We start from the raw sequence: 11,891 nt of genomic DNA on the forward strand, positions 1-11,891 counted from the left end.
TCGGTAATCTGCGGAGGTTTTCTGCCAGGGACTGACCCCATGCCTGCCTATTTGCTGGAACCCGCGCTGCAAGCCTATGTGGATGCCAGCGCCCGTTTTGCGCCCCGTGACGACTCGTTAGCTGCCCGCCGCGCGGCGTTCACAGAGGCGTGCGAATACTTCACACCGCCAAAGCCGCGGCATCTGTTGGTCGACGATGATGAACTGGATGGGATAAGGGTCCGCTCCTACAGACCTGCTGGAGAGCCACCCGATAACGGCTGGCCCACCGTGCTCTACCTGCACGGCGGGGGCTGGAACATGGGCGCCCACGACACCCATGACTGGTTCGCCCACGCTGTGGCGAAACGGCTGCCCGTTGCGCTGGTGTCGATGGATTATCGACTGGCCCCGGAGCATCCGTTTCCCGCGCCGCTGAACGATGCATTGAGTGTATGGCTGGCATTGCGCGACGGCCGTTGGCCGGGCCTCAGTCACACGCGGCTGGCCGTGGCCGGTGACAGTGCGGGCGGCACGTTGGCGGCGGGACTGTGTGTCGCCTTGCGCGAACAGGGCCTGCTTCAGCCGTTGCTGCAAGTGTTGGTCTACCCGGTGCTCAGCGCTCGCGCGGATTTTGCTTCGATGGACGCACATGCCGAGGCGCCGATGCTCACGACATCGGGCCTGTTGGCATCGTTGGCGGGTTACGTGCCGGATAACGCCCACCGATTCGACCCACGAGCCTTGCCGCTGGAGCAGCACACGGCTACCGGGCTGGCGCCGGCTTTTGTCGCCGTGGCCGAGTGGGACCCGCTGTTCGACCAGGGCCGAGCGTACGTGCAGTTGTTGCAACAGTCCGCCGTTCCCGCCCAGCTACACGTGGGTGAAGGTTTGGTCCACGCGAGTCTGCGTGCCAGTGGAGTGGCGGCGGTTGAATGCCTGTATGACGCAATGGCGCGGGCTCTGCGTGCCAGTCTCATGCCTGCTTAGGCAAGTTCTCATCGATCACAATCTTCATGGCCAGCGGCAACATCGGCGGTGCATCGATAACCCCTTGCTGGTGCAGCAGGTAATCGATGGCGGCCTGCACTTGGCCCTCTGGATCCTGGTCCAGCACCAGCGACATTACCCCCGCCCGTAGCAAATTGGCATGCAGCGCGCTGGCTTCGTGACCGATCCACAGGGGCGTGGCCTGAGCCTGTGCAAGCGCCGCGTGAATGCCCGGTGAGCCGCTGCCGGTGTCGTACACGCCAGCCAAAGGCTGGCCGGCCAGGGCGCGGGTGACGGCGGCCTGGGTCAGCTCATTGTTGTCAAAGCATTCCACGGGGCCGAGGATGGGGGTGGCCGGGGCGTGTTGCGCCATCACGTCGATAAATCCTTTGGCCCGTTCCTGGTGGGCGAAATAGCCCAGGGAATTGACCACCAGCAACACTGCGCCCGGCCGCTGGCCGACCCATTGGCTCATCAGGCGTCCGGCGCTGCGCCCGGCGGTGTGGTTATCGATCCCCACATACACGGCGCCTTGTACATTGGTGAGGTTGCTGGTCAGCAGCACGGTAGGCGTGCCGCGCTGCACGATGGCGTTCAGCGCCTGGTGCACGCAGGGATTGTCGGGGGCGATCACGATCATGCCGTGACGGCGCGAGCGGGGCTTGCGCAGGGCATCGAGTAGTTGTTGAGGCGCGCTCTCCGGCCAACGCTGGCGACGCAGGATGACGTGGGCACTCAGGCGTTGTGCCTGGCGTTCGAAGGCCGTGTCAAGACGCTTGAAGTGGTCGGTGGCGCTATCGGCCAGCAGCACATCCACAATCATCGGCCCGCTGAAAGTCTCGGGCAGGCCTGGGCGGATTCCCAGGGCGCGTGCCACCGCCAGCACCTTGCGGCGTTTGAGGTCGGACACGCCACCGCGCGCATTGAGCACACGGTCTACGGTGCTCATGCTTACGCTGGCCAATTCTGCGCCCTTCAACAGGCCATGACGCTTTAGGGTGTTGCCCATGTCAGGAGAGGTTGCTCAGGGGGGGGAGAGAGGGGGAAAGCCTACGCGATCACTCGTGTAGGCGTCTCGTCTTTCACGTCATCGAGAGGTCCCGTCCGCGCTCGACTGAGCCGGCAGTTTGCGCTCCTTACGGACCTCGGCGACCTGTTTGGCAGTCACCTCGGGCGCAGCGTTATCCCAGCTGTTGCGGATATAGCTGAGGGTTGCGGCGATCTGTTGGTCGGACAGTTTCCATGCAAAGCTGGGCATGGCGCCGCTGGTAGGGTTGTCGACGGTGACGGCACCACGTCCGCCTTCGAGCACGGTGGTGATCAGGCTTTACGCATTCTGCGCCTGGATGCCGGGGTTGCCGGCCAGGCTCGACGCCAATTGGTTGATGCATCTTCCGTCGCTGTTGTGGCACGCCGAGCAGTTCGCCGAATACACATTGGCGCCTTGTTGCATGACCTTGTCACTGGCCTTGAGTGCGCGCGGGCTGCGGGTGTCCGAACCGGGGAGGGTTTTGAGGTAGGCCGCGATGGCGTACAGGTCTTCGTCGCGCAGGTGCTGGGTCGAGTTGGTGACCGCTTCGGCCATCGGTCCGGATGCCACGGCCACGTGGTTGCTGCCGGTCTTCAAGTATTGACGAGCGAAGTGATTCAGAATGTTTCAGGTGACGAGTTTAGGGTGCGACAAATGACCACGCTATTAAAACTTTTGACGGTTTTACGTCAAATCTTGTGCTGGTTATTAAGTTTAAGTAGCTGATAAATTTAATTTTTTTGGGGGGGAGGGGTTGGGTTGCGCTCGACCCAACCCCGCCCGGACGGCACGGATGATGGTGCGTACGCGCCGGGCCATGGCCATAATGCGCTGGCGGCGCAGTTCGGTGATGACCGTGGTGACGTGCTCCAGCTTGATCTGGCTGACCGGGTGCTTGCCGATGACCGGCAATATGTGATTTTTCAGTGCCCCGCGAAACCCAGCGACGGATTTGGCCACCAATTCGGGGGACTTGAAGGCCAACCATTGTTCGGCTACGTACGCAAAGGTGCGCTGTTCGTTGAGCAACTGTGCCTCGATCTTGGCGGACTTGGCCTTGAGCGGGGAGATGTGGTGGGCCGCGTCTCGGCGTGCATTGCGGGCAATGTCGCGCGCCTCTTTCAGTCCTATCTGCGGGTAAGCCCCGATCGAGTAACAATTTTCCTTGCCGTGCAGCCGATACTTCAAACGCCAGTGCTTAGAAGGCGCTTTTCCGGCCTTGCACGAAGGCCTCACCTGCAAGTAGAGACCCGGTACTTCGCCGTCGGTGTGTTTGCCGGGCTCGGTCAGCGTACGGATGAAGGCATCGCTGAGTTTTCGTTTGAAAACAACCGCATCATCTGAGGACATCGCTGTGGGTATCCTTTTTAAGGAACCGAGGATTTCCCAAAATTTGCCCCCACGAGCTCTGGAATCAAGTGGATTTCGATAAACGGCAGTGGACCGAATAGTTAACTAAGTCCATGTTATTAAAGCCTTTATGGAGCTTGGTGGAGCCTTGTTACAAACTCTCGGGGTCCCCAAAAAACATCTGAATCCGCGACCGCAACCACCGCTCCCCAGGATCATTGTCCTGGGACCCACGCCATGCCATATGCAGTTCAAACGAGCGCACCGGCAACGGTGGGTCCTCTGCCCGCAATCCCCCCGCCGAGGTCAGTGCTTCGGCGGCATAGTCTGGCACGGTGGCCAGGATGTCTGTGCCCGCCAACAAGGTGCCCAACCCGTTGAACTGTGGCACCGCCAGCACCACATGGCGCTTACGGTCGAGCTTTTCCAGTTCTTCATCGATAAACCCACTCAAGTCACCGGCAAACGACACCAGTGCATGAGGGCGGGCGCAGAAGTCGTCCAGGCTCAGGGAGCCTGGGACGCTGTCGGCACGCAGTAGTTTTGGCAGGCTGCGGCGCAATACCTTGCGCTTGGCGTTGGCCGGTAGGTCGGCGGTGTAGCTGACGCCAATCGAAATTTCACCGGAGGCGAGCAGGCCGGGCATCAGGATGTAATTGACACGACGCACAACCAGCACGATACCGGGGGCTTCGGCGCGCAGGCGTTTGAGCAGTTGGGGTAAAAGGGCGAACTCAACGTCGTCGGACAAACCTATGCGAAACACCGCAGTGCTGGTGGCAGGGTCGAACTCGGCGGCGCGGCTGACGGCAGTGGAAATCGAGTCCAGGGCCGGGGAGAGCAGGGCGAAAATTTCCACGGCGCGGGCCGAGGGTTCCATGCTGCGCCCGGTGCGTACAAACAGTGGGTCGTCAAACAGGCCACGCAGACGCGACAGTGCAGCGCTGATGGCCGGTTGGCCGAGGAACAGCTTCTCGGCGGCGCGGGTCACGCTGCGCTCGTGCATCAAGGTTTCGAATACGATCAAGAGGTTAAGGTCGACACGACGCAGGTCGTTACGGTTCATCTTGTGTCCTGGAAGAGTCAGCAAACTTGACGAGAGCAGTCACATAAGAACAATGACCGGCATGAATCTTACGGGGAAAGGCTGTTACTCTGCACAGGAAAATTGAGTTTTCCTACAATACTTGAGGTCTATTCCTCAGATGCGGAATCAATGGTAGGCATGTTGACTATTAACGGCGACCGGTGGCCTTACCCGCAAAGCCCAGATAGAGTTCATGGCATTAGAGGTTACTTTGACGAGGTTTGCGATGTCCCGCACGATTCGTTTTCACAAGTTTGGTCCGGCCGAGGTGCTCAAGTGCGAAGAGCATGCAGCCGCGTTGCCCGCACCGGGCGAAGTGCAGGTGCGTGTCGAAGCGATTGGCATCAGTTGGTATGACATTTTGTGGCGCCAGAACCTGGCGTCCTCCCACGCCCGTTTGCCCTCAGGCCTTGGCCATGAGATGGCCGGGGTTGTAGTCGCCGTTGGCGATGGCGTGGATGATTTGGCGGTGGGCGATAAAGTGGCCAGCTTTCCGGCCGAGAGCCCCAATGATTACCCGGTGTATGGCGAGCAGATTGTGCTGCCTCGTTCAGCCCTTACCCGCTACCCAGACGTGCTAAGCCCGATTGAAGCCAGCGTGCACTACACGCCGCTGTTGATCGCCTACTTCGCGTACGTGGACTTGGCACGGGTCAAACCCGGGCAATTTGCGTTGGTGACTGACGCCAGCCACTGTGCAGGCCCCTCCTTTGTGCAATTGGGCAAGGCGTTGGGTGTGCGAGTGATTGCTGCGACCAAAGACAGCGACGAGCGTGAGTACCTGCTGTCCCTGGGGGCGGAAAAGGTGATTGTCACCGAAGAGCAGGACCTGCTGATGCAAATCAACAAGTTCACGGACAACCGGGGTGTCGACGTGGTGTTCGACGGCCTGGGTGGCCCGCAGATGTCGTTGCTGGGTGATGTGTTGGCGCCTCGTGGCAGCCTGGTGCTGTACGGGCTGCAGGGTGGCAACCAGACGCCGTTCCCGGCGTGCGCCGCGTTCCAGAAGAACATCCAGTTCTTTGTGCATTGCATCGGCAACTTCACGGGTAAACCGGAGTTGGGGATTGTCCAGGACCAGGTCGCCTTGCAGCGGGCCTTGCGAGACATCAACCAACTGACCGCCGACCGCGTGCTGGTCCCGCTGAAAACCACGGTGTTTCCATTCAATCAGTTTGTGGAAGCGCACCGTTACATGGACGAATGTCCGTGCCGCGAGCGCGTAGCGTTGCAGGTCGAAGCTGTTTAGTTCGTAGGAAGTTTCGCAAACGATACTGGCGCATGGGGCAAATGCGCCATTTGACAGGGCACATCCCGCCCGACCTCCGCTGCGCTGATTCGGCGCTCTAGCCCCTGATTTCAAGCTTTTCCCCTGACGCCGCCCTGAATTCCAGCGCGGCGTCGTTGTGTGCGCGCCATTCTCCTGCTCCACGCGGCTGATCTGGACTGGTTTTCGGCTCAGTTCTGTATCTGTTAATCAATATTCCAGCCCCGATAATTGTGCAGTCACTTTCATCTCAAGGACTGAGCAATGAATGAACCCCTGATGCCCGAACCGGCAGTTAAAACAACTAACGCCACGGCACTCGCGCCCTCAAAAGGAAATGGAAGGCCCCGTGGAAAGTCTCAATCCAATAAGTGGGAAAGTTGGTTGGATTCATTGCGTGGGACGCTTCTTTAATTGGTTGGTTAAGGATGTGTAGGAGATTGTCGGAAGGGTCCTAAGGCTTTCTCGGACGGCCTGAAAGCCCCGAAAATGCTGGATATCTTGCGCTTTGCATGTCGCGCGAAACCTTGGCGTACATCGATATGCCTTTGTTTCGAAGTGCTAGTGTCTAGTTATCGGCGTACGGTACGGCGAGCACATCTCCTACACATGCAATAGGTCGAGCAAATACTGTCACGCAGTTGCTTGAAACTGATATTTCAACTCGGGTAGTAGAACTATGAGCGCAATTCACGAACAAGCTATGAATTATGTTTACCAGCAAGTTCTGCAACGTTTGATCGGGCATCTCTCACGCGAAGAGCGCACGACGCTGCAGTTGCTGGTTCAACGAATCATCGTGTCGGCAGGCGGCATGGAGCAGGTCGGGGATTACAAGGTACTGGTAGCCCATGGGGGCGGCGAAGCCAGCAGTTATACCTTGGCCCTGCTACGTGCGGCGCAATTGACCATCGCCAGTCGGGCGCCGCGGACCTTTCAATTACGGGTCGCGACACTGCGTCATGCGGGAATGACCCAGGGCACCCTGGACACCCTAAATCGTGGTTACAGCCGGTTGTTTTTCCATGATGATCCTCGGGTGGAATTGCTGATGGTGGAGAATCAGGAAATCCACCCCTTCAACCACCAACGCCCAGCCTCTGCCGGCGGGCGCGAAGCCAGCCAACGGAATATGTTGATGGTGGGCCACCTGACCTCCGGTGACTGCCGCGCAACATTGTGTAACGACACCTACCTGGGGCTTGGCGACTTCTATCAACGGGTAACCTCCTGGCACGGCGGGGTGCATGCGCTGGTCAGCGGCGATTCTCCGCGCAGGCAGCGCCAGCTTCTGGCCTGGCTCAAGAACGCCGCTCAGGGCGCCAGCTTCCCTGTCGCGAAAGGTCGCCCGCTTTCGCTCAACGGCTTGTTCGCTCGCATGGGCGAGTGGAGCGAAGACTACTACCGCGATGTGTACGGCGAGCACTATGCCCCCGATGTCGCACCGAGCAAGCCTGGCTATCGCCACCTGGCCTACATCGGCATCGCCGACCTGCTGGAGAATACCGACCTGTCATCCACACCCTTGCTGACGGAATTCATGGCGCATGCCCCGGACCCGCTGGGCTTTCAGTTCAGCCAGCCGGCTTACGCCCACCCGCTGTTGATGGCGCACCTGCGTGGGTTGCAGGCCGAATGCCTGCGGGACCTGGATTACGAAGCGGGTGTGGAAGGCTTCATTCAACAAGCGGACCATTACCTGCGCAGACGGCAAATGCCCGAAGAATTGCTTACCCAGGCGGCCACGCACGAAGGACGAATGCTGTCGAGCGCGTACGCCCAACAGTTCTTTGGCTTGGATGAGACGCAGCTGATCTGCATGCTGTTCTCGCCGTTTATCCAGCATGGCGAGAGGCTGGAAGGGTACTTGCGTCAATGCCACCCAGGCATGTTGGTGGCACTGCCGGAGTTGCATAAGGCACTGCAGGGCAACCCTTGTGCCGACATGTTGCAGCAATGGGTGGTGGACACCAGCGGCTTGCCGATGCCCCTGTTGCAGCATCTGTACCGTAAATGGCCGTTGGTGCCTGGAGGCAACCGGCCGCGCAGCGCCGGTTATGGGGCACGTCGCGACGGGCAGGCCTTACATATGTCCGGGCGATGACGCCGCGTGGCGAGCGGCAGGCCGACTTCGCGTATCAGGCGGTGTACCGTTACATGATCAGCCTGATCAACGAAGTGAGCACCGATGCCCGCGTGAAGCTGCCGTCTCTGCGCCAGTTGGCGGGGCGCTTGAATGTGTCAATCTCGACGATCCAGTACGCCTATTCGCTGCTGGAGAAGGAGGGCAGGGTCTATTCGGTGGCAAAGTCGGGGTACTACGCGTGGCCCCTGTCAACGAACCCGCTGACGGGGGCCGGCGGCGACTTGCTCGACCGGCTCTACGCTGCCGCCCGCCGGCCCGGCATGGTCGTGCTCAGCGGTGACGAGCCGGCGTTGATGGCTTCGCTGGATGGCACGCTGTTGCGACTGGAGCGGGAACTGGTGCGCCAGTACCCGCATCATCTGCAACCCTGGTCCCAGGCGTGTGGCGTCTGGGAGCTGCGCGCGGCGTTGGCGGCGCGTTATACCTCGTCGCCCACGCGCTGCTGGCACGCCGACGACGTGTATATCGGCGCCGACTTGCGTGGCGTGCTGGACATCCTCATCGAAGTGCTGGGCCTGCGGGGGGCAACGGTGGTGGTTGAGTCACCCTGTGATTGGCTGATTTTGCGCTTGTTGCAGGACGCTGGGGTGCGTGTTGTCGAGTTGCCATGGATGCCCGATGGCCGCTTTGACTTGACGACCCTTGACCAACTTTTGCGCACCGAGCCGGTGCAACTGGTGTTGTTATCGTCCTCGGTCAGTCTGCCATCTGGCGTGGCCCTGACGGCACAACACTGTCTGGATGTGGCGAAATTGTTGGACCACTATGGGTGCTGGCTACTGGAAAACGACACCTGTGGCGAGCTGGGTCCCAAGCTTGGGCAAGCCACATTGCGCGAACGGGTGAACCCTGAGCGGCTGGTGGTGTTTTCTTCCTTCGAGAAAATACTCGGGTCGGAGGCGCCCTATGGCTATCTGCTGTCCCGGTGTATGAGCAGCGAGTTGCAGCGCCAGTTCCTGCTGCGCTCATTTCGTTTGTCCTCGATCCGCCAGCGCGCCATTGCACGTCTGTACCAAAGCGGGCGCATTGACCAACACCTGCGCGCACTACGCCAACAGTTGCGCGAACAATCGGAGCAAATGGATCAACGTCTGGAACAGCACCTTGCGGACCAGGTCACCTACCGGATGCCTGCCGCCGGGGCCACGTTCTGGTTGGGCGCCAACCAGGCCGTGGACATGCGCCAGGTGTTTCAGCGGCTGTTGACCCGCCAGGTCGTGGTGGCGCCGGGAGAGCTGTTCAGCCTTGGCGGCTTGCATCATCAACACCTGCGGGTGAGTCACACCTTTCATGGGCAACCGAACCTGGACGATGCCCTGGTGGCGCTGAGCGAGGCCCTGCATCAGGCACAGATCTCCTGACCTGTGAAATTTCTGTTTATATCGTAGGATTTATAACGTCGCGCAGTAGTCGAACTCTCAGTAAACTGCCCCTTTTTTCCAAATCCTTCTTTCCGAGGTTTATGCATGACAATCAGTCCTTTTGCGGGCAAGCCGGCGCCAGCCCAGTTGCTGGTGGATATCCCGCGACTGGTCACGGCCTACTACACCGGCCAGCCTGATGCAGCAATCTCCACCCAGCGCGTGGCTTTTGGGACCTCCGGGCACCGTGGCAGCTCGTTCGAGCTGAGCTTCAACGAATGGCATGTATTGGCGATCAGCCAGGCCATTTGCTTGTATCGCGAAGCCCAAGGCATCAACGGCCCACTGTTTGTCGGCTTGGACACCCATGCGCTGTCGACGCCTGCCGGCGCCAGCGCCCTGGAAGTACTCGCCGCCAACGGCGTACACGTCATGCTCGCCGAGGGTGATGAATACACGCCGACCCCGGCAATTTCCCACGCCATCATTTGCTACAACCGTGGCCGCACCACCGGCTTGGCTGACGGCATTGTCATCACGCCGTCCCATAACCCGCCACAAAGCGGCGGCTATAAGTACAACCCACCCAATGGTGGCCCGGCCGACACCCACGTCACCAAGTGGATCGAAGCCAAGGCCAATGAACTGTTAGCCAACAAACTGGCCGGAGTGAAGCGCATCACTCACGCCCAGGCGCTCAAGGCCGACACCACCCATCGCCATGACTACCTCAACAGCTATGTGGCCGACCTGATCAATGTGATCGACATGTACGCCATCCGCAGTGCGGATCTGCGCCTGGGTGTGGACCCGCTGGGCGGAGCAGGGGTGCGCTACTGGTCGGCGATTGCCGAGCATTACCGCCTGAATCTGGATGTGGTGAACACCGAGGTCGACGCGACCTTCCGCTTTATGAGCGTCGACTGGGACGGCCAGATCCGCATGGACCCATCCTCCAGCTATGCCATGCAAGGCTTGATCGGCCTCAAGGAACGCTTCGACGTGGCCTTTGCTTGCGACCCGGACCACGACCGCCATGGCATCGTCACCCCATCGGGCGGCCTGCTGGCGCCGAATAACTACCTGGCGGTGTCCATCGACTACCTGTTCCAGAACCGTCCTGATTGGCGCAGCGATGCGGCCGTGGGCAAGACTGTGGTCAGCAGCGGCCTGATCGACCGTGTGGCTGCGCGTATCGGCCGTCGCCTGTATGAAGTGCCGGTCGGTTTCAAGTGGTTTGCCGATGGCCTGTTTGAAGGTTCGTTGGGCTTTGGTGGTGAAGAAAGCGCCGGTGCTTCGTTCCTGCGCAAGGACGGCACCGTGTGGAGTACCGACAAGGACGGCCTGATCCCGGCGTTGTTGGCCGCAGAAATGACCTCGCGTAAAGGCCAGGACCCCAGCCAGATCTACCGTGGCCTGACCGACGCTCTGGGCGAGCCGTTCGCGATTCGTGTGGACGCCAAGGCTACCCCGGCGCAGAAAGCACTGCTGGGCAAGCTCTCACCAGAGCAGGTGACGTCCACCCAGTTGGCCGGGGAAAGCATCCAGCAGATCCTCAGCCACGCACCGGGCAATAACCAGGCGATTGGCGGTTTGAAGGTGATGACCGAAAACGGTTGGTTCGCCGCACGGCCATCGGGTACCGAGGACATCTACAAGATCTACGCCGAGAGCTTTATCGGTGAGGATCACCTCAAGCAGTTGGTGGAAGAGGCCCAGGTGCTGGTAGGCGGCGCGATCTCTCAGTAGCACCACAACACCAAAATGTGGGAGCGGGCTTGCTCCCACATTTATTGAGTGAGGCCGAGAATCACGCCAGGTCGACGAGCACGATCTCGCTATCCTCAATCGCCGTCACGCTCAATACCTGCTCATCCTCTACCGCCACACCATCCCGAGCGTGTGCCCGTAAGCCATTGATCTCAATGACGCCAGTGGCCGGCACGAGGTACGCCCGCCGCCCGCTGTCCAGTCGATACTCCGCGCGTTCCCCCGCTTTAAGCGTGGCTGCCACCAGCCGTGCATCGGCGCGGATGCGCAGGCTTTCACTGTCACCAGCCTTGCCGCTGGCCAGGGTCACAAAGCCTTCACGGCCATCCTTCGGAAAGGGCTTGGCGCCCCACGATGGCGGCAAGCCGCCTTCATTCGGGATGATCCATATCTGGAAGATCTTGGTCGGCGTGGCCTCCAGGTTGTACTCGCTGTGGGCGATCCCGGTGCCGGCGCTCATCACTTGGACATCGCCGGCCTCGGTGCGGCCTTTATTGCCCAAGTTGTCGGCATGGCTGATAGCGCCCTCACGCACATAGGTGATGATCTCCATGTCGCGATGCGGGTGCTGGGGGAAACCCGTGCCCGGTGCGATGATGTCGTCGTTCCACACCCGCAGGTTGCCCCAATGCATGCGCTTGGGGTCATGGTATTCGGCAAATGAAAAGTGGTGGTGAGCGTCAAGCCAGCCATGATGGGCGCCGCCCAGGGAGTTGAAAGGTCGAAGTTCAAGCATGATCGTCTCCTGTTGATAGCGCCCATGATCCAGCAGCAGATGATCGATAAAAAGCGTAAAAAATGCCTGATTCCTATCGATAGGATTGATTGGTCTCCGCGGGTTCAACTTTCACTTCATCGCCTAACTGTATGACCACAAAGCAATTGGCTGGCACTGAGCGCCGATTCCGGCG

10 protein-coding genes and 1 pseudogene are annotated in these 11,891 nt (G+C 60.2%); 5 read left to right on the forward strand and 6 right to left on the reverse strand.

Annotated features, from left to right (window positions below; translation table 11 throughout):
- Window positions 1-39: 39 nt before the first annotated feature.
- Window positions 40-969 carry an alpha/beta hydrolase gene (locus tag ACLD1Y_RS03750; RefSeq protein ID WP_429475585.1) on the forward strand — a complete coding sequence of 310 codons (930 nt, stop codon included), beginning with the start codon at window positions 40-42 and terminating at the stop codon, window positions 967-969.
- On the opposite strand, the gene ACLD1Y_RS03755 is transcribed toward ACLD1Y_RS03750, so the two are convergent.
- From ACLD1Y_RS03755 to ACLD1Y_RS03775, 5 genes and pseudogenes are all read right to left on the reverse strand, one after another.
- Window positions 956-1,978, reverse strand: coding sequence for a LacI family DNA-binding transcriptional regulator (locus ACLD1Y_RS03755; protein WP_429475587.1), 1,023 nt, complete (start codon window positions 1,976-1,978; stop codon window positions 956-958). The two genes, ACLD1Y_RS03750 and ACLD1Y_RS03755, sit on opposite strands and share 14 nt — an antisense overlap.
- 78 nt (window positions 1,979-2,056) lie before the next feature.
- Entirely contained in the window at window positions 2,057-2,281 is a 225-nt protein-coding gene (locus tag ACLD1Y_RS03760; RefSeq protein ID WP_429475589.1) for a c-type cytochrome, read from the reverse strand.
- 15 nt (window positions 2,282-2,296) lie between these two features.
- Window positions 2,297-2,575, reverse strand: a complete 279-nt coding sequence (locus ACLD1Y_RS03765) for a c-type cytochrome (protein ID WP_429475591.1) — start codon at window positions 2,573-2,575, stop codon at window positions 2,297-2,299.
- Window positions 2,576-2,757: 182 nt separating this feature from the next.
- Window positions 2,758-3,349 (reverse strand): annotated as a pseudogene (locus ACLD1Y_RS03770) (tyrosine-type recombinase/integrase); the annotation flags it as partial.
- 151 nt (window positions 3,350-3,500) lie between these two features.
- Complete coding sequence (locus ACLD1Y_RS03775) at window positions 3,501-4,415, reverse strand: LysR substrate-binding domain-containing protein (RefSeq protein WP_010210548.1); 915 nt, start codon at window positions 4,413-4,415, stop codon at window positions 3,501-3,503.
- Window positions 4,416-4,662: 247 nt separating this feature from the next.
- On the opposite strand from ACLD1Y_RS03775, the gene ACLD1Y_RS03780 reads away from it, so the two are divergent.
- From ACLD1Y_RS03780 to pgm, 4 genes are all read left to right on the forward strand, one after another.
- Window positions 4,663-5,685 (forward strand): zinc-dependent alcohol dehydrogenase family protein, encoded by a 1,023-nt coding sequence (locus ACLD1Y_RS03780; RefSeq protein WP_429475594.1) that lies wholly within the window; start codon window positions 4,663-4,665, stop codon window positions 5,683-5,685.
- A 697-nt stretch (window positions 5,686-6,382) separates the two neighbouring features.
- Window positions 6,383-7,807 (forward strand): hypothetical protein, encoded by a 1,425-nt coding sequence (locus tag ACLD1Y_RS03785; protein ID WP_429475596.1) that lies wholly within the window; start codon window positions 6,383-6,385, stop codon window positions 7,805-7,807.
- Window positions 7,804-9,210, forward strand: coding sequence for a PLP-dependent aminotransferase family protein (locus tag ACLD1Y_RS03790; RefSeq protein WP_429475598.1), 1,407 nt, complete (start codon window positions 7,804-7,806; stop codon window positions 9,208-9,210). Before ACLD1Y_RS03785 ends, ACLD1Y_RS03790 begins: the two co-directional genes overlap by 4 nt.
- A gap of 105 nt (window positions 9,211-9,315) precedes the next feature.
- Window positions 9,316-10,959, forward strand: coding sequence for a phosphoglucomutase (alpha-D-glucose-1,6-bisphosphate-dependent) (gene pgm, locus ACLD1Y_RS03795; RefSeq protein ID WP_429475599.1), 1,644 nt, complete (start codon window positions 9,316-9,318; stop codon window positions 10,957-10,959).
- A 61-nt stretch (window positions 10,960-11,020) separates the two neighbouring features.
- Here pgm and ACLD1Y_RS03800 read toward each other — a convergent pair whose 3' ends face one another.
- Complete coding sequence (locus ACLD1Y_RS03800; RefSeq protein ID WP_429475600.1) at window positions 11,021-11,716, reverse strand: pirin family protein; 696 nt, start codon at window positions 11,714-11,716, stop codon at window positions 11,021-11,023.
- Between the last annotated feature and the right edge of the window lie 175 nt (window positions 11,717-11,891).

Origin of the sequence: Pseudomonas sp. 18175, assembly GCF_050432925.1 — a bacterium.
Classification (GTDB): domain Bacteria; phylum Pseudomonadota; class Gammaproteobacteria; order Pseudomonadales; family Pseudomonadaceae; genus Aquipseudomonas.

Excerpts from the sequence above, each read along its gene's own strand:
- ACLD1Y_RS03750 (WP_429475585.1), top strand. The coding sequence starts at position 40 with ATGCCTGCCTATTTGCTGGAACCCGCGCTGCAAGCCTATGTGGATGCC.
- ACLD1Y_RS03755 (WP_429475587.1), bottom strand. The coding sequence starts at position 1,978 with ATGGGCAACACCCTAAAGCGTCATGGCCTGTTGAAGGGCGCAGAATTG.
- ACLD1Y_RS03775 (WP_010210548.1), bottom strand. The coding sequence starts at position 4,415 with ATGAACCGTAACGACCTGCGTCGTGTCGACCTTAACCTCTTGATCGTA.
- ACLD1Y_RS03780 (WP_429475594.1), top strand. The coding sequence starts at position 4,663 with ATGTCCCGCACGATTCGTTTTCACAAGTTTGGTCCGGCCGAGGTGCTC.
- ACLD1Y_RS03785 (WP_429475596.1), top strand. The coding sequence starts at position 6,383 with ATGAGCGCAATTCACGAACAAGCTATGAATTATGTTTACCAGCAAGTT.
- ACLD1Y_RS03790 (WP_429475598.1), top strand. The coding sequence starts at position 7,804 with ATGACGCCGCGTGGCGAGCGGCAGGCCGACTTCGCGTATCAGGCGGTG.
- pgm (WP_429475599.1), top strand. The coding sequence starts at position 9,316 with ATGACAATCAGTCCTTTTGCGGGCAAGCCGGCGCCAGCCCAGTTGCTG.
- ACLD1Y_RS03800 (WP_429475600.1), bottom strand. The coding sequence starts at position 11,716 with ATGCTTGAACTTCGACCTTTCAACTCCCTGGGCGGCGCCCATCATGGC.